The organism is Shinella sp. 1A1 (genome assembly GCF_055379515.1).
On sequence record NZ_AP039672.1, the window covers coordinates 1548697 to 1569405 of the forward strand.

At 65.6% G+C, this 20709-nt stretch carries 18 protein-coding genes and 1 tRNA gene; 12 read left to right on the forward strand and 7 right to left on the reverse strand.

Going from position 1 to position 20709, the window contains the following annotated elements:
* Positions 1-66: 66 nt before the first annotated feature.
* On the forward strand, positions 67-963 hold the full coding sequence (locus ACZ48C_RS23960; RefSeq protein ID WP_464783219.1) for a LysR family transcriptional regulator: 897 nt from the start codon (positions 67-69) through the stop codon (positions 961-963).
* A gap of 122 nt (positions 964-1085) precedes the next feature.
* Here ACZ48C_RS23960 and ACZ48C_RS23965 read toward each other — a convergent pair whose 3' ends face one another.
* Positions 1086-1826, reverse strand: a complete 741-nt coding sequence (locus tag ACZ48C_RS23965) for a spermine/spermidine synthase domain-containing protein (RefSeq protein ID WP_464783220.1) — start codon at positions 1824-1826, stop codon at positions 1086-1088.
* A gap of 936 nt (positions 1827-2762) precedes the next feature.
* On the opposite strand from ACZ48C_RS23965, the gene ACZ48C_RS23970 reads away from it, so the two are divergent.
* Positions 2763-3206 carry an NUDIX hydrolase gene (locus ACZ48C_RS23970; protein ID WP_464783221.1) on the forward strand — a complete coding sequence of 148 codons (444 nt, stop codon included), beginning with the start codon at positions 2763-2765 and terminating at the stop codon, positions 3204-3206.
* An 817-nt stretch (positions 3207-4023) separates the two neighbouring features.
* On the opposite strand, the gene ACZ48C_RS23975 is transcribed toward ACZ48C_RS23970, so the two are convergent.
* Positions 4024-4097, reverse strand: a tRNA-Gln gene (locus ACZ48C_RS23975).
* 236 nt (positions 4098-4333) lie between these two features.
* Here ACZ48C_RS23975 and ACZ48C_RS23980 point away from each other — a divergent pair.
* Genes ACZ48C_RS23980 through ACZ48C_RS23990 form a run of 3 tightly spaced genes read left to right on the forward strand, consistent with a single transcriptional unit; the run spans position 4334 to position 6971 of the window.
* Positions 4334-5875: a Ppx/GppA phosphatase family protein gene (locus tag ACZ48C_RS23980; protein WP_464783222.1), complete on the forward strand. Its 1542-nt coding sequence runs from the start codon at positions 4334-4336 to the stop codon at positions 5873-5875.
* Positions 5872-6588 (forward strand): RlmE family RNA methyltransferase, encoded by a 717-nt coding sequence (locus ACZ48C_RS23985; RefSeq protein ID WP_464783223.1) that lies wholly within the window; start codon positions 5872-5874, stop codon positions 6586-6588. The genes ACZ48C_RS23980 and ACZ48C_RS23985 overlap by 4 nt, the downstream gene beginning before the upstream one ends.
* Positions 6588-6971 carry a VOC family protein gene (locus ACZ48C_RS23990; RefSeq protein WP_464783224.1) on the forward strand — a complete coding sequence of 128 codons (384 nt, stop codon included), beginning with the start codon at positions 6588-6590 and terminating at the stop codon, positions 6969-6971. Before ACZ48C_RS23985 ends, ACZ48C_RS23990 begins: the two co-directional genes overlap by 1 nt.
* A gap of 193 nt (positions 6972-7164) precedes the next feature.
* On the opposite strand, the gene ACZ48C_RS23995 is transcribed toward ACZ48C_RS23990, so the two are convergent.
* On the reverse strand, positions 7165-8574 hold the full coding sequence (locus ACZ48C_RS23995) for a DHA2 family efflux MFS transporter permease subunit (RefSeq protein ID WP_464783225.1): 1410 nt from the start codon (positions 8572-8574) through the stop codon (positions 7165-7167).
* Between the two features lie 303 nt (positions 8575-8877).
* On the opposite strand from ACZ48C_RS23995, the gene ACZ48C_RS24000 reads away from it, so the two are divergent.
* The 5 genes from ACZ48C_RS24000 to ACZ48C_RS24020 all read left to right on the forward strand — a co-directional run bounded on the left by ACZ48C_RS24000 (position 8878) and on the right by ACZ48C_RS24020 (position 13704).
* The gene (locus ACZ48C_RS24000; RefSeq protein WP_424548512.1) at positions 8878-9870 is read left to right on the forward strand and encodes an MBL fold metallo-hydrolase; all 993 of its coding nucleotides are present in this window, start codon (positions 8878-8880) and stop codon (positions 9868-9870) included.
* Positions 9871-10221: 351 nt separating this feature from the next.
* Positions 10222-11718 carry an IMP dehydrogenase gene (guaB, locus tag ACZ48C_RS24005; protein WP_119254396.1) on the forward strand — a complete coding sequence of 499 codons (1497 nt, stop codon included), beginning with the start codon at positions 10222-10224 and terminating at the stop codon, positions 11716-11718.
* A 144-nt stretch (positions 11719-11862) separates the two neighbouring features.
* The gene (locus ACZ48C_RS24010) at positions 11863-12222 is read left to right on the forward strand and encodes a hypothetical protein (RefSeq protein ID WP_119254397.1); all 360 of its coding nucleotides are present in this window, start codon (positions 11863-11865) and stop codon (positions 12220-12222) included.
* 103 nt (positions 12223-12325) lie between these two features.
* Positions 12326-12745, forward strand: coding sequence for an MAPEG family protein (locus ACZ48C_RS24015; RefSeq protein WP_318913317.1), 420 nt, complete (start codon positions 12326-12328; stop codon positions 12743-12745).
* A gap of 83 nt (positions 12746-12828) precedes the next feature.
* Positions 12829-13704, forward strand: coding sequence for a dienelactone hydrolase family protein (locus ACZ48C_RS24020; RefSeq protein WP_464783226.1), 876 nt, complete (start codon positions 12829-12831; stop codon positions 13702-13704).
* On the opposite strand, the gene ACZ48C_RS24025 is transcribed toward ACZ48C_RS24020, so the two are convergent.
* Together ACZ48C_RS24025 and ACZ48C_RS24030 are read right to left on the reverse strand one after the other, a co-directional pair.
* Positions 13701-14273, reverse strand: a complete 573-nt coding sequence (locus ACZ48C_RS24025) for a GNAT family N-acetyltransferase (RefSeq protein ID WP_464783227.1) — start codon at positions 14271-14273, stop codon at positions 13701-13703. The two genes, ACZ48C_RS24020 and ACZ48C_RS24025, sit on opposite strands and share 4 nt — an antisense overlap.
* On the reverse strand, positions 14267-15220 hold the full coding sequence (locus ACZ48C_RS24030) for a LysR substrate-binding domain-containing protein (protein ID WP_119254401.1): 954 nt from the start codon (positions 15218-15220) through the stop codon (positions 14267-14269). Before ACZ48C_RS24030 ends, ACZ48C_RS24025 begins: the two co-directional genes overlap by 7 nt.
* Positions 15221-15496: 276 nt before the next feature.
* On the opposite strand from ACZ48C_RS24030, the gene ACZ48C_RS24035 reads away from it, so the two are divergent.
* Positions 15497-15793 carry a YjiS-like domain-containing protein gene (locus ACZ48C_RS24035; RefSeq protein WP_464783228.1) on the forward strand — a complete coding sequence of 99 codons (297 nt, stop codon included), beginning with the start codon at positions 15497-15499 and terminating at the stop codon, positions 15791-15793.
* 265 nt (positions 15794-16058) lie between these two features.
* On the forward strand, positions 16059-18311 hold the full coding sequence (locus tag ACZ48C_RS24040) for a methyl-accepting chemotaxis protein (RefSeq protein ID WP_464783229.1): 2253 nt from the start codon (positions 16059-16061) through the stop codon (positions 18309-18311).
* 3 nt (positions 18312-18314) lie between these two features.
* Here the strand turns inward: ACZ48C_RS24040 and ACZ48C_RS24045 are convergent, their stop codons facing one another.
* Together ACZ48C_RS24045 and ACZ48C_RS24050 are read right to left on the reverse strand one after the other, a co-directional pair.
* On the reverse strand, positions 18315-19157 hold the full coding sequence (locus tag ACZ48C_RS24045) for a DUF937 domain-containing protein (protein ID WP_464783230.1): 843 nt from the start codon (positions 19155-19157) through the stop codon (positions 18315-18317).
* A 107-nt stretch (positions 19158-19264) separates the two neighbouring features.
* Positions 19265-20638, reverse strand: coding sequence for a glutamate--cysteine ligase (locus ACZ48C_RS24050; RefSeq protein WP_464783231.1), 1374 nt, complete (start codon positions 20636-20638; stop codon positions 19265-19267).
* Positions 20639-20709: the final 71 nt, after the last annotated feature.

A 20709-nucleotide genomic window follows, 5' to 3' on the forward strand; every position in this document is an offset into this window, starting at 1 on the left:
TTATGCTATAAAGCCGGTTATTCTGAAATCACCTGTCGTCATTCCTGTACAATAGGGGCGCCTTGCTTGGACCGCATCGACCTGTTCCGCATCTTCGTCCGTGTCGTCGAATGTTCGAACTTCACGCGCGCCGCCGATATGCTCGGCATGCCGCGCTCGTCCGTATCGGCAGCGGTGCAGGAGCTGGAAGGCCGTGTCGGGGCGAGGCTCCTGCACCGGACGACAAGGGTGGTCTCGCCGACGCAGGACGGCCTGGCCTTTTACGAACGCTGCCGGCGGCTGATCGCGGATGTGGAGGAAGCCGAAAACGTATTCCGCCAAACCGCCGCGCCTTCGGGCCGGCTTCGGATCGATGTTCCGGGCCGTATCGGCCGGCTTGTCATCGCACCGGCACTTCCTGAATTTCTCGACGCCTATCCCGAGATCGACATCGATCTCGGCGTCACGGACCGCGCGGTGAATCTGGTGGAGGACAGTGTCGATTGTGTGCTGCGCGTCGGGCCGCTCGCCGATTCCGGCCTGATCGCGCGTCAGATCGGCGATCTTCCGCTGATCAATGTCGCAAGCCCCGCCTATCTCCTGCGCTATGGCATGCCTGAAGCGCCGGAAGACCTTCGCGATCATCTGGCGATTAACTACGCCTCGCCATCGAGTGGTCGCATCGAGGCCTGGGAATGGGGCGAGGACGGGGTAATCAAGACCCGGCCGATGCGCAGCCGCGTCGCGGTCAACAGCGCCGAAGCCTATATCGCCTGCTGCGTGGCCGGCCTCGGCCTGATCCAGATTCCCGCCTATGACGTTCGCGACCATCTCAGTGCCGGCGAACTCGTCGAGGTGCTGCCTTCATATCGCGCGGAGCCGATGCCGGTGACGCTTCTCTATCCGCACCGCCAGCACCTTTCACGCCGGCTGCAGGTTTTTGCCGACTGGCTTGAGGCCTTGCTAAGGCAGAGGCTTCTCTGAATGAGGAGGCAATCGGCACGCCGTTGAATGCCGGTCAGCGCGGCGGGCGCTTGGAGGCAGCGGCAAGCGCTTCAACGCATGTGGTTTGCGCGGAAGCGCCCGCTCGGCTGCGATACCCGCAGTTATGAAGGCTCCGGGATCGGATATGGCGTGGCCGGCAGCGGTGCCGTTTGGGGCGAAAAGTGAGGACAAGGCAGGCTGTTTCCTGCGAAATAGATATGGTGGAAGGCGTCGGCACGTCCGCCGATCAGGCACACGTCGTCACGTCGCCAGCGCCAGGGCAGGGCGCAAAGCCTTTCTTCGAAATCCGCCGAAACGGTTGCCGACCAGAAAGCTGCGATGCCGCCGGGGGAGAGAATGCGATGGACGGATTTCAGGCCATCGTCGCTGTAAATCGCGTCATTCGTCTCCCGCACCGTGAAATCGGGGCCGTTGTCGGTGTCCATCAGAATGACATCGTAGCCTTTGTCCTGCCGCTTCAAAAAGTGCTGTATGTCGACCACGCGAAGATCCACGCGCCGATCGCGCAGCGGATGACCGGCCAGGTGGCCGATATGCTCCCGGTTCCAGTCGACGATTTCCGGGACCAGCTCGCAGACGGTCACCTCGGCATTCTCGTCGATCCAGTCGAGCGTCGCGCGTAGCGTGAAACCCATGCCGAGCCCGCCAATCAGCACGCGCCGGACCGGACGGCCGAGAAGCCGGAGGCTCCGCTCGGCGAGGATCGTTTCCGACCGGTGATTGATGTTGGACATCAGCTCCAATCCGTTGAAGCGGATCTCGTGGATGTCACCCTTCCTGCGTAAGAGGATCTCGTCGCCGGCTGCGTTGCAGACCCGTGCCAGTTCCGTCCATAAGGGCATGTCGTTTCCTTGCATTGTTCCATCGTCGAGTGAGGCGGTCCGTTCGGGTTGCCAGCGCTCAGAGGCGCGGCAACCCGGCGACATGGCCTGGCGCGTCTCCGCGAGACGGGCCGGTGAGCCCGAGAGCGCCCCTGCGGGAGTGAACAAGGCTACGAATACGGTCAGGCAAGGTCGTGCCCCTCGTCGCATCGCGGACGAGCGGCTCGAGGCGTGCACGGCGGGTGAGCGATAGGTCCACGATGAGAAGCAAGGCGTGCTTGCCCAATGCGATCTCCAACAGTTGGCTGACGTGCCGATGCGGCCCAAATCCCGCAAGCGCGTTCGCACGCGCGAAAGAGGGCGCGGCGGAGCCGAGCGGCGGGACATGTTCGGATAAGGCGAATGAACGCTCTCCCTGGGCGGCCTCTAACCAGGAGGAGGGCCGACCAGGGTCAGGAGCTCGTGATCAGACGTAACCTGGAGCGATGGCGGGTGAAAAGCGCGTTCATGCCGGTACTATCGGCCATGGAAAGCGGAAAGTCAAAGCACTGAAAAAAAAGAAAAAACGGGAAATGCCTCCCCTTGAATAGGGCCTCGAGAGACCCTATGTCCAGATCATGTGCATGGAAACGTTCATCAGGATGACCAGGCTTGCCGGCGAAGCACGTGCTTCGTCCCGGAGCGGCACCCTTCCATTTTTCGATCGCCGCACCTAGCCAGCTCCGGGAATATTATCATTGCGGTTCATTTCAGCGATGCGCTTGCATCGCGCAAATGGAGCGTAACCGTGAGACATCCCCTCCCGTTGCAATTCTGCATATCCTGCAATCGTTCTCTGCCGCGCGCGGCTCGCCGCTGCCCGTGGTGCAAACGTCTGGCCGTTGCCCAGATCGATCCGGCGCTCAAGCAGCGGAATGTCCCATCCGCTCACCGGTTCGGTGTCGAGGGGGAAAGGCTATGAGAAATGTTCTGAAGGAGCGGGCCGACGAAGTCCTGTTGCAGCGATATGGAGCCGTCCCGTGGCGGAGGGATCAGCGTGGCCGCGTGCGCGTGCTGCTCGTGACCTCCCGGGGGCGCGGCCGCTGGATCGTCCCGACGGGATGGCCGATGAAGGACAAGCCGTCCTATCTTTCGGCGGCGATGGAGGCTTTCGATGAAGCCGGCGTGATCGGCGATATCCTCACCTATCCTCTGGCAGGCTATCGCTATGTCAGGGAGACGGCGGAGGGCGTGCTGCAACATTACCATGTTACCCTGTTCGCACTGCGGGTGCGCGGCACCCTAACGCATTGGCCCGAACGCAAGCAGCGCATCCGAGGCTGGTTTGATCCTGAGGAGGCGGCCGACAAGGTGGAGAATGTGGAACTGGCGCGCGCCATCCGAACCTTCCAGCCTGACTGAACTCCCTGCCGAGCCTGCTGCTCGCTGCTGAAGTTCGGCGCGACCGTCAGCTTCGTGAGCCCATGGCATGAGGGCGAGGAATCGGTCGAGACCAGCTCCAATCTCCATGCTTGCGGTTTCTGATGCAAAGACCGCATTGCTGCTTGTCGGCCTTTTCGCCGATTGGGCCGACGGCGGTGAAGCGTTCGCGTCGACGGTCCGGCTTCTCCGTCTCCGCGCCACCGGGCGTGCCTCGGTCAAGGTCTGGCGGAACCGCTTCCTTGCACTGATAGCGTTCTTCCTCGTCAAGCGAGGGCCAGGACAGACCGGCTATCGGGGCAGCGGCATGGGATACCCAAGGCCCGGTATCGAGCGTATTGCCGCCAAGGGTTTTCGGCGTTTGTTCGGCTACGTCGGCCCAGAATTTGGCGCGTGCGGCACGCCCATCCTCTGTCAGATACGCGCCGGAAGCGCGGCCGGCGTGCTCCCTTGCCAGAATATGGTTGTAGAATTGCTGTGCGAGGTGGCCGATTTGGTAAGCATGGGACTTGCGCGGGCTCTCTCGAAAAGTTTTTCGGTGAGCCGATATAGTTTGTCCACTCGCAGCCGCGCTGTCCTCGGGAGCAGGCTCCCAACATGCGCACGAACTCGCGTCTTTTCAGCCTGTCGCGCAAATTGGCGGGCACGACCCTGTGGAAATGAAACATACGTCCGCGCCGGACAACATTGAAAGGAGCTGCCACGTCGCTTCGCTCGCGCAGCGGTTTGTAGCAAAATGCTTCATCCCGCCTGAGGTGGCGCGAGGCACTTTAATGATTTCAATGATTTAGGAGGAAGTTGGCTGGGGAACCTGGATTCGAACCAAGATTAACGGAGTCAGAGTCCGTCGTTCTACCGTTGAACTATTCCCCAGCATGGCTGGTTCCGGCGGGGCCGGTGCCTGTGAGGCGGGCTTATAAACAAAAGGCGGCGTGTTGCAAATGGTTTTTTTGGAAAAAATTGCGGCCTGCTCTCCGGCATGCACTGTTACCGCCGCGTCATAAAAAGAATTTGGCGAACGGGCCGGGCGCTGGTAATGTCGCGCCAACGAAGATCGAGAGAGCGCCTGCTTGCAGCTTAAGGCTTTGCGCGGCGCCATAGGCAGTACAGTGAACGACCCCGACAGCGGCGAAAAGCCGTCCGTTTCCGGGGCGCGAGATGCGGACAATGCGGGGCGGCCGAAGCGGTCGCGCCGTCGCAAGGGAAAGCAGAAGGGCGCCATGAGTCCCTCTGCCGTTTCCCCGTCCGCAGGCCAGGCGGCCGGTTCGTCCGCGCCCGCCGAGCGCCCCCAGGCCGCGACGAGCGGCAACAATGCGCGCCGGAACAAGCGTCGCAGGCACGGCAGGAATCCGGGCGGCGAGAATGTGCGTCCGCTCGCGCCCGTCGGCCAGCGCGAAGACCCCCAGCAGGATCAGGCGGATAGCCGCAAGCCGCGCCGCAAGCATCGTGGGCGGAAATCCGCGGCGCGTCCGGCCCCGGCGACCGCCGAAGCCGGCGTGCTCCTGCCGCCGATCGAGGCCGGCGCCGTGCCACGCCCGTCGCAGCACGTTGCCGAGCCCCGGCGCGAGGCCGCGCCGCCGCATCGTTCGGCCGAGCGCGAGCATCACGACGCGCCGCTCTACGCCGCGCTCGACCTGGGCACCAACAATTGCCGCCTTCTCGTGGCCCAGCCGACACGGCCTGGCCAGTTCCGCGTGGTGGATGCCTTTTCGCGGATCGTGCGCCTCGGCGAGGGGCTTGCGGCGAGCGGCCGGCTTTCCGACGAGGCGATGGACCGCTCCGTCGAGGCGCTGAAGATCTGCGCAGCCAAGCTGAAGAACCGCAATATCCGCCGCAGCCGCCTCATCGCCACCGAGGCCTGCCGCGCGGCCGATAATGGCGAGATGTTTCTGGAGCGCGTGCGCGAGGAGACGGGGCTCGAGCTCGAGATCATCAACCGCGAGACGGAAGCGCGGCTTGCTGTCTCCGGCTGCTCCTCGCTCGTCGGGCGCGAAGCGAAGTCCGTCGTGCTCTTCGACATCGGCGGCGGCTCCTCGGAAATCGCGGTCATCCGCATCGGCGACAACCGCTCCAGCCGGCTCGCCAACCACATCACCCACTGGACCTCGCTGCCGGTGGGCGTCGTCACGCTCTCCGAGCGCCATGGCGGACGGGACGTGACGCCGGAGAGCTTCGCGGGCATGGTCTCGGAAGTTGAGGGCATGCTGGCGAATTTCGATTGCCCGGGCGAGAGTGTCCATGCACCGGAGGATTTCCACCTCATCGGCACCTCCGGCACGGTGACGACGCTGGCGGGCGTTCATCTCGACCTGCCGCGCTACGACCGCCGCCGCGTCGACGGCGTGTGGCTCTCGGACGACGAGGTCACGGCCATGCAGGCGCGGCTGCTCTCCTGGGACTTTTCCGCCCGCGCGGCCAATCCCTGCATCGGGCCGGACCGGGCGGACCTCGTGCTCGCCGGCTGCGCCATCCTGGAAGCGATCCGCAAGCGCTGGCCGTCGCGCCGCATGCGCGTTGCCGACCGCGGCTTGCGCGAGGGCCTGCTCACCGACATGATGGCCGATGACGGCGTCTGGCGCCGCGGCCGCCACCGCCGCAACCAGCGCGGCGGCCATCGCAATCCGGCAAAGCCCGAAGGACAGGCGTCATGACCAAGACCCCCATCGGCCGCAAGCTCGGCCAGAAGGTCAAGAAGGGCAAGCTCAAGGCCTCCTCCCGCCGCTGGCTGGAGCGTCATATCAACGATCCCTATGTGCAGCGCGCCAAGCTGGAGGGTTACCGCGCCCGCGCGGCCTTCAAGCTGCTGGAGATCGACGAGAAGCACAATATCCTCGGCGGCGCCCGGCGCATCATCGACCTTGGCGCGGCGCCGGGAAGCTGGTCGCAGATCGCCGCCAAGGTGACGGGCTCGACGGATACGGACCCGCGCGTCGCGGCCATCGACTTCCTGGAGATGGACCCGCTGCCGGGCGTCACCATCCTGCAGATGGACTTTCTCGATCCCGATGCGCCGGAAAAGCTCATCGAGGCCGTCGGCGGCACGCCGAATCTCGTCATTTCCGACATGGCGGCGCCGACCACCGGCCACCGCCAGACGGACCACCTGCGCACCATGCATCTGTGCGAGGTCGCCGCGCATTTCGCCGTCGAGGTGCTGGCCGAAGGCGGGCATTTCCTCGCCAAAACCTTCCAGGGCGGCACGGAGCGCGAGCTTCTCAACATGCTCAAGCAGAATTTCAGGCAGGTCATCCATGTGAAGCCGGGCGCTTCGCGCGCCGAGTCGGTGGAAATGTTCCTGCTCGCCAAGGGCTTCAAGGGCCGCAAGGCGAAGGATGAGGCGGCGGAAGAAAACGAGGAAGCCTGATGCTTCTCTACACCACGGTCGGCACCAATGATCTTGTCCGCGCCGGTCGCTTCTACGATACGGTCCTGCTGCCGCTCGGTTATGCAAGGCAGAAGGAAGCGACGGGCGAGATCGGCTATGCGGCGGATGGCGACGTGCGCTGCCGCTTCTGGGTCGTGGAGCCCTTCAACCGCGAGCCGGCCACCTTCGGCAACGGTGTCACCATCGCCCTTGTCGCCCCGAACCGTGCGGCTGTCGACGCATTCCACGCTGCAGCGCTCGCTGCCGGTGGTACGGACGAGGGCGCGCCGGGCCTGCGGCCTTTTCATGCCAGCTTCTACGCGGCCTTCGTGCGCGACCATGACGGCAACAAGCTGGCGGCTGTCTGCGAAAATCCGGAATGATTTGATTTCTTGAGGCGGAGGCGCCCCTCATCCCTCTGCCGGGACCTTCTCCCCGCAGGCGGGGAGAAGGGGGTGTCGCACCGTTTTCCCCCAAGGTTCAAGATGCAGGAAAACGATGCGCCCAGCGCTCCTCGCCCCGCTTGCGGGGAGAGGATGCCGGCAGGCAGGTGAGGGGCTTATCCTCCACGCCTCGTCATTTCACCGTCACTGCGTCTTCCTCCCGGCCCGCCATACGGTGGCCCGAGACGGTCGAGCCGGCATTCTTCGCCATGGCGATGAAGGGTAGGACGGCGGCAAGCGTCAGCACCGAAATCACCATGAAGGCGATCTGGAAGTCGCGCAGTTCCAGCGGCGAGCCGGTGAGCGATGTCTCGATCTCGAGGATCGCGCCGGCCACCGCGACGCCGAGCGCTAGGCTGATCTGCTGGAGCACCGCGCTCATCGAGGTCGCCTTGCTGGCGTCGACGTCGGGAATGTCGGCGAAGGACAGCGCGTTCACGCTGGTGAAGAAGAAGGACCGGGCAAAGCCGGCGATGAGCAGCACGCCGGCCATGAACCAGAAGGGCGTCGCGGGCGTGAAGAGGCCGTTGACGAAGGTCAGCGCCGCGCCGCAGATGCTGGCGACGATCAGCGTCGTGCGGAAGCCGGCAAGCGTGAGCACGCGCCTTGCGACGAACTTGGTGGTGATCGCCCCGATGGCGCCCGTGAAGGTGACGAGGCCGGACTGGAAGGGCGAAAGCCCGAAGCCGACCTGCAACATCAGCGGCATCAGGAACGGCACCGCGCCGACGGAGATGCGGAACAGCGTGCCGCCGATGGAGGCGGCGCGGAAGGCGCTGTCGCGGAAGAGTTTCAGGTCGAGCAGCGGCGTCGGGTGGCGCCGCGCATGGCGGACGTAGAGCACGCCGCACAGAAGGCCGACGGCGGTGGCGACGATGCCGATGATCGGCGGCAGGGCGGGCAGGCTGACGACGGAGAGGCCGAACATCGTGCCGGAAGCGGCGACGGCGCTGAGGAAGAAGCCCATCCAGTCGAGCGGCGGCGGGGCGGCGGCGCGGATTTCCGGCAGGTAGATGCCCGAGAGGACATAGCCGACGATCCCGACCGGCACGTTGATGAGGAAGATCCAGTGCCAGGAGAAATAGGTGGTGATGAAGCCGCCGAGCGGCGGGCCCGCCAGCGGGCCGACGAGCGCCGGGATCGTCAGCAGCGCCATCGCCGAGACGAGCTCGGAGCGCGAGGTGCTGCGCACCAGCACGAGGCGCGCGACGGGCGTCATCATCGCCCCGCCCATGCCCTGCAGGAAGCGGGCGACGACGAAGGCGACGAGGCTGTTCGCCGCCGCGCAGAGAATGGAGCCGGCGACGAAAACGAGGATGGCGAAGCGGAAGATGCGCTTTGCCCCGAAGCGGTCCGCCATCCAGCCGCTCAGCGGAATGAAGGTCGCGAGCGACACCATGTAGGAGGTCAGCGCCAGCTTCAGCGTGATCGGCCCGACGCCAAGATCGGCGGCGATGGCCGGCAGCGAGGTGGCGATGACGGTGGAGTCCATCTGCTCCATGAAGAGCGCGACAGCGAGAATGAGGGGAACGATACGGTTCATCGGCAGATCGCGATACTGGTTCTGGAGCAATTCCAGCAGAAATGTGCAGCGGTTTTGCGTCCGCAATCGTGAGAAAAATAAGATGGGCGCTTTTTGCGAATTGGCAGGAAGCGGACGGCGCTTGCGCGGGCACCGTCTTCTGCGCCCGTTGCCGTCCTCTGTCAAATCGCGGCGGCCGTTCGCGCCCATCACAACCCCGTGATGGGGCGGGACTGCATCGTGACCGCGCCCTAGATCGGGCCATGGCATCCTGCCGCCGGGACAACCCCCGCGCCCAGGCAACTCTTGACCGGAGACGACACCATGGGAGACCCTTCGACGATCTCGCGCCGCTCCTTGTTTCTCGCCGCCGGCGTCGGCACATTGGCCGCGCCCCTGGTGCTGAACCGCGCCGTCCTTGCCCAGACCGAGACGGACACGACCGACATGAGAGCGAGCCCCATCGAAACGCGCAGCATGAAGCTCGGCAGCTTCCGCATCCTCACCGTGCGCGACGGCATCCGCCCCTCGGGCGCGCCGAGCGAGACCTATGGCATCGGCCAGCCCGCCGAGGCCGTCGCCGCCCTGCTCACGGAGAATTTCCTGCCTGCCGACACCTTCGTGAACAGCTTCACGCCGACGCTCGTCGATACGGGCTCGGAGGTCGTGCTGTTCGACACCGGCATGGGCGAGGGCGGGCGGAGCGCCGGCATGGGCCGGCTGCTGGAAGGGCTGAAATATGCCGGTTATACGCCGGACCAGATTTCCGTCGTCGTCCTCACCCATATGCACGGCGATCATATCGGCGGGCTGATGGAAGGCGGCAAGCCGGCCTTTCCCAATGCCCGCTATGTCACCGGCCGCACGGAATACGATTTCTGGGTCAATCCCGAGCGCATGGGAACGTCCGCCGAGCAGGGCCACCAGGGCGTGCTCGCCAAGGTCCAGCCGCTGGCCGAAAAGCTCACTTTCATCGAGAACGAGGGCGAGGTGGTGCCCGGCGTCACCGGGCTCGATGCCTTCGGCCATTCGCCCGGCCACATGATCTTCCGCGTCGAATCGGAGGGGAGGGCCCTGATGCTGACGGCCGACACGGCGAACCATTTCGTGCTCTCGCTCCAGCGGCCGGACTGGGAAGTGCGCTTCGACATGGACAAGGCCGCGGCGGCGGCGACCCGCAAGCGCGTCTTCGACATGATCGCGACCGACAGGCTCCCCTTCATCGGCTACCACATGCCCTTCCCGGCCGCCGGCTTCGTGGAAAAGGCGGGTGAGGGCTATCGCTTCGTGCCGGTGAGCTATCAGTTCGACGTTTGAGATGTCGACCGCGGTGCCACGGATGTCTCCGGCTTGAGCGGTGGAGGCAAAAGCCCCTCATCCCGCTGCCGCGACCTTCTCCCCGCAAGTGGGTAGAAGGGACTTGGGGCAATGCCGTGCAACATCTGCCTTCTCCCCGCATGCCGGCAGGCGGATGAGGGGCGGCGGCCCTGCGGCGCCTGTTCAGAAGCAGGCCCCGAAACCGATTGCGGGCTTTTTGCTATTCCCAATCCGTCATGAACGTGTTACCAGCCCTCGCCAACTTCCAAGAATTTCTTGCAAGCGACCGAGGTGGACAACTCCCAATGTCCTCCCTGGGCAGCCTGCTATTACACTGAAGGAACTTGGCCTATGGCGCGCATCATTGAAACGGCAACCGGTCTCGAAGCCCTGACCTTCGACGACGTTCTCCTGCAGCCCGGTCACTCCGAGGTCATGCCGGGCCAGACGAACATCGCGACCCGCATCGCCCACGATTTCGAGCTGAACCTGCCGATCCTCTCCTCCGCGATGGACACGGTCACGGAAGGCCGCCTTGCCATCGCGATGGCCCAGGCCGGTGGTCTCGGCGTCATCCACCGCAACCTGACGCCCGCCGAGCAGGCCGAGGAAGTCCGCCAGGTCAAGAAGTTCGAGAGCGGCATGGTCGTCAATCCGGTGACGATCGGCCCCGATGCGTCGCTCGCCGACGCGCTGTCGCTGATGAAGGCGCACGGCATTTCCGGCATCCCGGTCGTCGAGAACGGCGGCAATGCCAAAGCCGGCCGCCTCGTCGGCATCCTGACGAACCGCGACGTGCGCTTCGCCTCCGACCCGACCCAGAAGATCTACGAGCTGATGACCCGTGAGAACCTCATCACGGTGAAGGAGAATGTCGACCAGCAGGAGGCCAAGCGCCTGCTGCACCGTCACCGCATCGAGAAGCTGCTGGTGATCGACGGCGACGGCCGCTGCGTCGGCCTCATCACGGTGAAGGACATCGAGAAGTCGCAGCTCAATCCCAACGCCTCCAAGGATGCGCAGGGCCGCCTTCGCGCCGCCGCGGCCATCTCCGTCGGCGATGACGGGTTCGAGCGCGCCGAGCGCCTCATCGATGCCGGCGTCGACCTCATCGTCGTCGACACGGCGCACGGCCATTCGCAGCGCGTGCTCGATGCGGTGACCCGCGTGAAGAAACTGTCGAACTCGGTCCGCGTCATGGCCGGCAACGTCGCGACGGCCGACGGCACCCGGGCGCTCATCGACGCAGGCGCCGATGCCGTCAAGGTCGGCATCGGGCCGGGCTCGATCTGCACCACCCGCATCGTCGCCGGCGTCGGCGTGCCGCAGCTCGCCGCCATCATGTCCTCCGTCGAGGCGGCGCAGGCATCGGATATTCCGGTCATTGCCGATGGCGGCATCAAGTTCTCGGGCGACCTTGCCAAGGCGATCGCCGCCGGAGCCTCGGCCGTCATGGTCGGCTCGCTGCTCGCCGGCACGGACGAGAGCCCGGGCGAAGTGTTCCTCTACCAGGGCCGTTCCTTCAAGGCTTATCGCGGCATGGGCTCCGTCGGGGCGATGGCGCGTGGCTCGGCCGACCGCTACTTCCAGGCGGAAGTGCGCGACACGCTGAAGCTCGTGCCGGAAGGCATCGAGGGCCAGGTGCCCTACAAGGGCCCGGTCTCGGGCGTGCTGCACCAGCTCGCCGGCGGCCTCAAGGCCTCCATGGGCTATGTCGGCGGCAAGGACATCAAGGAATACCAGGAGCGCGCCACCTTCGTGCGCATCTCCGGCGCGGGCCTGCGCGAAAGCCACGCCCATGACGTGACGATCACCCGCGAAAGCCCGAACTATCCGGGCGCCGTCTGATCGGCCGATCCTGACACGACCTTTGCGGAATGCCCGGCTTTTGCCGGGCATTTTCGTTTGGCGGAGCGCCACTCCCGTTTCGTTTTTCCGTTCGCCTGCGTAGGATGAAATGCCGGCAATCTCGCCGGCTATCGGGGGAACATCATGAAGACGATTTTGGCTGGCGCCCTGCTGGGCCTGGGTCTCGTCGTGCCTGCGCAGGCGCAGACCGTCAATGCCGGCACCTACACCGTCGAGGGCACCAATCTCGACGGTTCGGCCTATGGCGGCACGGCGACCATCGAGCTGACCAGCGAGACGACCTGCTCGATCGAATGGCACACCGGCTCGACCACGTCGAACGGCATCTGCATGCTCTACGACAATGCCTTCGCGGCCGCCTATGTGCTGGGCGATGCCGTCGGCCTCATCGTCTACGAAGCCAAGGGCGACGGGTCGCTGGAAGGGGCCTGGACGATCAGCGGCAAGGACGGCTCCGGCAGTGAAACGCTGACACCGCAATAGGAGGGCGCCTTTTCCTTCGGCTTGCGGCACGGCAGCCTTTCCGGTTGAGGCTTTAGCCGGAAACACTTATGCAGATGGCTGAAACGCAAGCCGAAGGTTCCCCATGTCTCCCACGGAAGCCACGATCTGGCCGATGATCGCCCATGCCGCGCTCATTTTCGGCCTCTATATCCTGCTCTCGACCCGCCGCGTCGGCGCTGTCAGGGACGGCCGCGCCAAGGCCGAGCAGTTCCGCGAGAACCGGGACGAACCGGCCGAAAGCCTCGTCGTCAAGAACGCCATCGCCAACCAGTTCGAGCTGCCGGTGCTGTTCTATGCGGTGAGCATCCTTCTCTATCTCGTCGATGCCGACAATCCGGTGACGGTCGCCGGCGGTTGGCTCTTCGTGGCGCTGCGCTACGCGCATGCCTATGTGCATGTCACCTCGAACCGCCTGCGCTACCGCCGCCCGCTGTTCATCGCCAGCCTGCTGGTCGCGATGATGCTCTGGCTTTGGCTTGCCGTCTGGCTGGCACTGACCTGATCCGCCGGTAACGCAGTTGTGTTGGGCGCGCTGGCGCGCGCGGCCTATCTTGTCCTTCTGGCCGAAAACCCGGAGGATCCGCCATGGACAGGACGCAGATCACGCAGGCGATGATCGACGCCTATGACGAATACACTCACCTGACGCTCGACCGCCGCCGCTTCATGGAGCGGCTGACGGCGCTTGCGGGCTCCGGCGCCGCGGCGGCCGCCATCGCACCGCTGCTTGCCGCCAATTCCGCGAGCGCCGAGATGATCGCCTCCGACGACGAGCGCCTTTCGGCGAAGGATGTCGTCTATGGCGGCAGCTCGGGCGAGATGAAGGGCTATCTCGTGCGCCCGAAGGCGGCGACCGGGCCGCTCGGCGCCGTCATCGTCATCCACGAGAACCGCGGCCTCAATCCGCATATCCGCGACGTCGCGCGGCGCATGGCGCTGGAAGGCTTCATCGCGCTCGCCCCCGATTTCCTCTCGCCTTCGGGCGGCACGCCGGATGACGAGGACCAGGCGCGCGACATGATCGGCAAGCTCGATCCGGCGGCCACGGTCGCCAATGCGGAGGCAAGCCTGCAGTTCCTGGCAAAGCTCGACGGCGCGAACGGCAAGGTCGGCGCCATCGGCTTCTGCTGGGGCGGCGGCCTCGTCAACCGCTTCGCGACGGCATCGCCGGAGCTGAAGGCCGCCGTCGCCTATTACGGCGCGCAGCCGCCGGCAGACGAGGTGCCGAACATCAAGGCGGCCCTGCTGCTGCACTATGCCGGCCTCGACGAGCGCATCAATGCCGGCATCGATGCCTATCGCAAGGCGCTGGAGGCGAACGGCAAGACCTTCGAGATCCACGTCTATGACGGTGTCAACCACGCCTTCAACAACGACACCTCCGCCGCCCGCTACGACAAGGCGGCCGCCGACCTTGCCTGGCAGCGCACGGTGGCGTTCCTGAAGAAGTATCTTGGCTAGTCCTTGACTGTCAGCCGCATGGCGCAGCGCGTGTCGCGCGGCAGGCCATGTTCGGATTCCTCGTCGAGCACCGCGTCGAGGCGCGCCGGAAGCGCTGCCTCGTCCAGCGTCTCGAAGCCCAGCCGTTCGTAGAACGGGCAGTTCCACGGGATGGTGCGGAAGGTCGTCAGCGTCACGGCCGCAAGGCCGCGTTCCGCCGCCTGCTCGACGGCATGGCGGATCAGCCGGCGGCCGATGCCGAAGCCCTGGTGCAGGTGATCGACGGAAATCTCCCAGATATGCAGTTCGGGCCCGACGATCTCGGCGCTCAGGAAGCCGACGGGCTGGTCGCCGTCGGCGGCCGCGACCCAGTTCGTGCCCTTGCCGATGAGGTCGTGATGCCGCTCGGCGCTCTGTACGTCGCCGACCGCCAGCCAGGAGAAGGCCTCGATGAGGCGGAAGGCCTGCGCGGCCGACCGCTCGATCCGCCGCAACGTCTCGATTTCGTCTTCGCGGGCAGGCCGGACCGTCACCCTGGACGGCCCGGCCTTGCCTGCGGGAATGCCGTCCAGAGGAATGAGTGTCACCATCCCGGCAGGATCTGTCCCGGCCTCAGCCGCGCGAGGCGCGGGAAGACCTTCACTTCCGCTTCCGGCAGGTCATCGGCCGCCGTCAGTGGCGTGATGTTGTCGAGGCAGGCGGTGATATGGCTGGTGATGGCGTTGGAGAGCGAGGGCGAAAGGCCCGGCCGCCGCATGATGCCGATCTGCACGGGCGCGAGCGGCGGAAAGCCGTCCGCCTGCGTCAGCACCTTCATGCCGGGGCGCAGCGCCGATTCCGGCAGAACCGAAACGGCCATGCCCGCCATGACGGCGGCGGCGACGACGGTGGAGGACCAGCTCGTGAACAGCACCTGGTAGTCGCGCCCGACCGAATCGAGCGCGGCGCAGGCGATCTGCCGCCACTGGCAGTCCCGCCGGCCGACGGCGAGCGGCACCGGCGCGTTCTCCGGCAGCGGATGGTTGGCCGACATCACCCAGCAGAGCGGCTCCGTCCGCACCACGTCGGACTGGCGCTGGCGCGGATTGTGCGTGACGAGCGCGATGTCGAGCTCGCCCTTGGCCATCTTCTCGGCAAGGTCGACGGAGGGCTCGCACACGATATAGAGCTCGACATTCGGATGCGTCTTGGCAAAGCGCATGATGATCTCGGGCATGTAGCGGTCGGCATAGTCGTCCGGCGTGCCGATGCGCAGCATGCCCTCGAGGCGGTTGTCGTCGAAGGCGGCGATGGCCTCGTTGTTGAGGCGCAGCATCCGGCGGGCGAAGTTGAGCAGGCGCTCGCCCTCGGCCGTCAGCCTGTTGCCGCGCCCGTCCTTCATGAAAAGCTGCTTGCCGATACGCTCTTCGAGCCGCCGCATCTGCATGGACACGGCCGACTGGGTCTTGAAGACCCGATCCGCCGCGCGCGTGAAACTTCCCGTATCCGCGATCGCAACGAAGGTCTGGAGCTGGTCGATGTCTAACGGAGCGGACATAACGTTACTCATAAGATTGTTTGATTGATAGTATTAGAAACATTCGTTGGACTGATCAATGTCTTTCTGCGAAAAAGCGATTGTCGAACGATGGCTTGTCCGCCAGCCATTGCCGACAGGATCTGCCGCTTCGCCCAGACCTCCCGGCCGGCGGCTCTTCTTGCAGTCCAGTTCCCCCTCACCGTCACCCGTACCCTGCGGGCGGCGAACGATCACAGGTGCCGCGCGGGCCCCATCGAAGGACGATGGTGCGCGGAGCCGGAAAGGAGAAATGCCATGCGCATGATCGACCGCAGAATGGAAATCGAGGCACCGGCGGAACGTCGCCAGGTCTCCGGCCTTCTTGTCCATGTCCGCAACGCCGCCGCCAGATTTGCTCGTGCATGGCAGAACCGCCGCGCGATCAACCGGCTGAGCGAGCTCGACGACCACCAGCTCTTCGACATGGGCCTGTGCCGCAGCGACGTCCAGGCCGTCCGTTCGGCCTCCTTCTTCTCCGATGCCGGCCTGCATCTGACGATCGTGGCGCGCGAGCGTGCCCGCCGCCATGTGCGCCAGGGTCGCTCGGACTGATTTCCTCCGGCGCCGTCCTTCCCTCCCGGACGGTTCCTGACTTCCCCGCAGGGTGAGAGCCAATAACCCTGCCGCTTGCCCGGCGTGCGACTCCCAAGGTCCGCGTCGGGCTTTTTCAAAGGGCTATTTCCCGAAAATCCGCTTTACCTTAGGTAAACCACCCTCGGCTACCGTTGCCATGGCAGCCGCGGAGCCGTTCCGCGGGCATGACGCCGTCTGCCTTCCGGATGAGCCGGACCCAGCTCTAGCCCTCGGACGGATCGCCATGCGCATTTCGCGTAAACTGCCCCTTGCCGCTGCCGTGCTCACGCTTCTTTCAATCGGCGCTGCCAGCGCCGTGTCGCTGATCGTCAGCGCGGAGACCGTGACCCGGCAGGTGATGCAGAAGCTGGAGGCGACCGCCGACGGGCGCCGCAACGAGGCGCGGACCTATCTGGAGGGCATGAAGCTCGACCTCATCAGCCTTTCCACCGCCATGCCGACCACCCAGGCCTTCTACGGTTTCGCCGGCGCCTGGGGCGCACTCGGCAAGGATCCGGCGAAGGAACTGCACGACCGCTACATCGCGAACAACCCGAACCCGCCGGCCGAGCGCTACCTGTTGGACACGGCGAAGAAGGATAATTTCGACCGCTCCCATAAGCAGTACCATGTCACCTTCCGCAAGCATCTGGAATCGCAGGGCTATGCCGATCTCTACATGATCGATCCGAAGGGCAACGTGCTCTATTCCGTCGCCAAGGCAGAGGATTTCGGCACGAACCTCCTCGATGGCCCCTACAAGGAAAGCGGCCTCGCCGCAGCCTTCAAGGATGCGATGGCGCTCAAGGATGCGGGGACGATCGTCTTTTCCGACTTTTCCGAATATGCCGCGCTCGGCGGCGCGCCGGCGGCCTTTCTGGCCGCGCCCATCACCATGAACGGCCGCACGCTCGGCATCATGGCGATCCGCGTGCCGAACGCCAAGATCGATGCCATCTTCGGCAACAGCAAGGGCCTCGGCGAGACGGGCGAAACGGTGCTGGTGCGCGCCGACGGCACGGTGCTGACCGATTCGGCCCGCACGCCGGAGCCCGATGCGCTGAAGGTCCGCCTCGACATCGCCAACCTGCCGGTCGGCAGCGAGGCCCATGGCATTATCGCCGACGCGGCCGGTACCGAGCTTTACGCCGCCGGATCGCCGCTCTCCTTCGGCGGGGCGGACTGGTCGGTCATCGCCAAGATCACCCGGGCGGAAGCGACGGCGGGCCTGATGCGCGGCACGTTGATCGTGCTCGGCCTCACCGCCGCGATCATCGGTCTTGCCATCCTCGCGGCGACGATCTTCTCGCGCGCCCTGACGCGGCCGATCCACCAGCTCGTCGAGGCGATGACCGCGCTCGCCGCCGGCAATACCGATATCGCGCTTCCGAAGGAAAACCGCGCCGACGAGATCGGCGACATGGTGCGCTCGGTTGCCGTCTTCCGTACCGCCGCGCTGGAAAAGGCGGCGCTGGAGCGTTCCAGCACCGAGGCGCGCGACCATGCTGCCCGCGAGCAGCAGGCGCAGGAAGCCGCCAAGGCCGCGCAGCAGCGCCAGGTGCAGGAGGCCGTCGGCACGCTCGGCACCGCGCTGGAGCGCCTTTCGGCCGGCGACCTCTCCACCGTCATCGGCCATGCCTTCGCCGAAGGGCTTGACGAGCTGCGTGTCGACTTCAACACCTCCGTCCGGCGCCTTGCCGAAACCATCGCCGCCGTCTCCGGCAATGCGCGCTCGATCGACGGCAAGGTCGCCCATGTCGACGCCGCCGCCCGCGACATCGCCGAGCGCACTGAAAGCCAGGTGGCGGCGCTGGAGCGCACGACCGAGGCCGTTGGCCAGATGATGGAAGCGATCCGCAACTCCACGGCCCGCGCCGGTGAGGCCTCCCGCATGGCGACGGAGGCCAAGGCCAGCACCGACCAGTCGAGCGGCGTCGTTTCCGATGCGGTCGCGGCCATGGAGCGCATCGAGGGCGCCTCGCGCGAGATCTCCAGCATCATCAACGTCATCGACGAGATCGCCTTCCAGACGAACCTTCTGGCGCTCAATGCCGGCGTCGAGGCGGCGCGGGCAGGCGAGGCGGGCAAGGGCTTTGCCGTCGTCGCGCAAGAGGTGCGCGAACTTGCCCAGCGCTCGGCGAATGCCGCAAAGGACATCAAGGCGCTGATCACCAAGTCCGGTGTCGAGGTGGCGAAGGGCGTCGATCTCGTGCAGCAGACGGGCGAGGCGCTTTCCGGCATTGCCGGACAGGTCGCCCGCATCAACGACCATATCCATTCGATCGCCGCAGCCGCCAACCAGCAGTCTTCCAGCCTCGGCGATATCAGCCGGTCGATGGCCGAGATGGAGCAGGTGACGGCGCAGAACCGTCAGGCCGTCTCGCAGACGGCGGCCGGCATGTCCGGGCTTGCGGGCGATACGCGCTCGCTCGCGGCGATCGTCGAGCGCTTCAACGTGCCGGTCGAGGCGGAGAGGGATCGCGCGGCGGCGGCCTGATCGTCAGGCCTTCTTGCCGCCGTCCGGCTCCACGCCGCCGCGCATGGTCTCGAAGATCGTCTCGATGTTGCGCTGGTAGTCCTTCTGCATCTCGAGCCCCGTGTCGAACATCGTGTTGACGAGGCTCTTCAGCGAATCGGCGGGCGAGGCTTCCGGCGCGCTCGGCTTTTCGGCCGCCGGCTGGCCGGCCATGCCCGCCATCATTTCCTGGAAGGCTTTCGCGAAGGGGTTGTCGGTGAAGGGATTGGCCGGCGCTTCCTTCCTGCCGCCGAAGAAGTCCTGCGCGGCCTGCACGAAGGGATTGTCGGCGAAGGGGTTCGCCGGTTCCGGCTTCTTCGCAAGGCCCGTCGCCTCGGCCCATTGCTGCATCATGTCGGCAAAAGGATTGGCGGCCGCCTTGCCGGCATCCGCACCGGGGAAGAAGGGCGCGAGCGACTGCTTGAAGATCCCGCCCATCAGCGTGCTGGCCATGACGGGCAGCATCTGCTTGTAGATCTCCTGGCCGATGCCGGTCATCTGCGCCGCCTGCGCGGCGATGGCGCGGGAGACGTCCTTGCTGCCGAAGAGATGGGCGAGAATGCCGTTGCCCTCGGCAAGGCCCTGCGGCGTGAAGGCCTTGCTCATGTCCTCGAAATATTTGGCATGCTCGCCCGTCGTCAGCGCCTTCATGAAGGCGGCGAGGTCGTAGGGATTGGCGGCGTTGCGCTTGAAGCCCTCGGAAAAGGCCGGCATCAGCGCGGCGACGGCCTTGACGGCCTGCTCCTGCGCCAGCCCGAACTGCCGCGCCATCAGGTCGACGGCATGGCCGTTCTGCGCCTGCATCATCATGTCGTAGAGCGAAAGCATGGCAGACCCTTTCCCGCCGGCAGGCCCACTGGCAGGCCCATTACCAAGCATGTGCCTGCACTATAACGGGAATTTCGGCCGCGCAAACAGCTTTCTTGGGGTCGGACTCAGTACTGGTATTCGGAAAAGACCGGCTCGACGGAACCGTTCCAGCGGCCGTTGTAGAGCGCCAGCATGTCTTCCGCGAGCGTCGCCTTCTTGGCCAGCACCTCGTCGAGCGGGGCGAGGAAGATCGTCTCGTCCACGCCGTCGCCATTGGTGCGGGCGCGGGCGGCGAGGCCCTGGCGCGAGATCGACACGACCTCACGGGCGACATCGAGCAGCGGCTTGCCGCGGAAATCGGCCCTGAGGCCCTCGGCCGGCACGGCATTGCGCAGCGCCGTGACTTCCTCGACCGTCCAGTCGCGCGTCAGCGCTTCGGCCGCGTCGAGCGCGCCGTCGTCGTAGAGCAGCCCCACCCAGAAGGCGGGCAGCGCACAGATGCGTCGCCACGGGCCGCCGTCGGCGCCGCGCATTTCGAGGAAGCGCTTGAGGCGCACGTCCGGGAAGAGGGTGGAGAGGTGGTTCGTCCAGTCGCCGAGATTCGGTTCGTAGTCGGCGATCTCGCCCTTGAGGGCGCCCGCCATGAACTGGCGGAAGGTGACGTGCGTGCAGTCGTGATACTTGCCGTCGCGAACGACGAAATACATCGGCACGTCGAGCGCCCATTCGACATAGTCCGCAAAGCCGAAATCGGGCGCGAAGGCGAAGGGGATAAGGCCGGCGCGGTTGTTGTCCGTGTCGCGCCAGATGTCGCCGCGCCAAGACAGAAGGCCGTTCGGCTTGCCGTCGGTGAAGGGCGAGGAGGCGAAGAGCGCGGTCGCCATGGACTGCAGCTTCAGCGATACCTGCATCTTGCGGCGCATGTCGGTTTCGCTGGAGAAGTCGAGGTTCACCTGGATCGTGCAGGTGCGATACATCATGTCGAGACCCTTGGTGCCGACCTTCGGCATGTAGCGGGTCATGATGTCGTAGCGGCTCTTGGGCATGCGCGGGGTTTCCGCGAAGGTCCATTTGGGGCTGCCGCCCATGCCGAGGAAGCGGATGCCGAGCGGTTCGGCGATCTCGCGCAGCGTCGCGAGGTGCTGGTTGGATTCCTTGCAGGTCTGGTGCAGGTTTTCCAGCGGCGCGCCGGAAAGCTCGAACTGGCCGCCGGGCTCCAGCGAGATGGCGCCCATGCCGGAGGGTTCGGCAAGGCCGATGATGTTGCCGGCGTCCATGATCGGCTCCCAGCCGGTCTTGGCCTGCATGCCGTTGAGAAGCGCCGAAATGCTCGCCTCGCCGGAATAGGGGACGGGGCTGTTGTCCGCCGTAAAGAAGACGAATTTCTCGTGCTCGGTGCCGATGCGGAACTTTTCCTTCGGCTTGCAGCCGTCGGCGAGATACTCCGCCATGTCCGCGACGGAGCGGATGGGCGTCTGATCGGTGGTGTCACGGGCCATGGGCGTCTTCTTCTGAACGGATGGCGCCCGGCAGAACGCTGGGCCTGGGAGGGTGCTTGAACCGGAATTAG